Origin of the sequence: Halorubrum sp. CBA1125, from assembly GCF_009742825.1 — an archaeon.
Taxonomy (GTDB): Archaea; Halobacteriota; Halobacteria; order Halobacteriales; family Haloferacaceae; genus Halorubrum.
The window spans coordinates 1-1,063 of record NZ_WPCE01000376.1; the positions used below are offsets into that span (position 1 = coordinate 1).

At 67.5% G+C, this 1,063-nt stretch carries 1 pseudogene; it reads right to left on the minus strand.

What is annotated here, in order from left to right:
• Positions 1 to 472 precede the first annotated feature (472 nt).
• Positions 473 to 1,063, minus strand: a pseudogene (locus tag GJ633_RS16835) (cobyric acid synthase CobQ); the annotation flags it as partial.

Consider the following 1,063-nt stretch of genomic DNA (forward strand, 5'->3'; position numbering starts at 1 on the left):
GTTCACACGCCTGTACAGGATTCGCTCAATACAGTCCAAGCAATGTCGATTCATGCGGTGGCGCGCCTGCGAGCGCCCACAGGGCGCGAGCAGCGCGCGAGGGAGTCGCGAGCGAAGCGAGCGACGAGGCTGGGGAGGCGTGAGGTGCGGGGCTGCGGGGTGGGACTCAAAGGGGCAGCCGTGAGGGCGAAGTCCGGCGACGTAAGGACCGCAGACCGTGAACGCAGTGAACGGTCGAGGACCACAGCGAGCCGCGCGAGTCCTCGCGGCTGGGGCTTTGTGAGTGCTCCGCGCCAGCAACGATCCCGTCTCGAACGCTCCGAGTTCGCTCAACCGCCCACCCATCGGATTACTAGCAGAACCCCTCTAACGGATGATCCGCATACGACATCGTGAAAATAATTCCTCGTGACGTGTTCTCTGACACCTTCTCACCCTTTCGACTATCCGTCTGGTGTTTCCGACGACTCGCTCATACGTCGAGACCGACCGCGGAGAGGTCGACGTTGTCGGCGACGAGGTCGGCGGCGCGGTCGTACGGGGACCGATCGTCCCCGTCCGTCGGGGAGCCATCGCCGTTCGGTCGCGACCGATCGGTCGCGTCGAACACCGCGTCGACGAAGGCGTTCCTGACGGAGTCGTTCTCGAAGAGCCCGTGGAGGTACGTGCCGAGCACGCGATCGGTGGCCGCGCTCTCCGGTCCCAGCGGCCGGCAGACCTCGCGAACCGGCTCGGACCGTCCCATGTGTATCTCGTACCCGGTCGCCGTCCCCGTCGCGCCCGCGATGGGTCCGACGCCCTCGACCGACCGGCGAACGCGCTCCACGCGCTTCTCTCGTGAGAATCGGGTCTCGACCGGGAGGGCTCCCACGCCCTCGACCGTCTCGACCGATCCCGTCCCTTCGACGTCCGCGGCGACGAGCCGCTCCCCGAGGATCTGGTACCCGCCGCAGAGCCCGACGACCGGCCCGTCGAACCCTCGGATCGCGTCGTCGAACCCGGCCTCCCGGAGCGCCAGCAGGTCGTCGACGGTGTTCTTCGACCCCGGAAGCACGACCGCGTC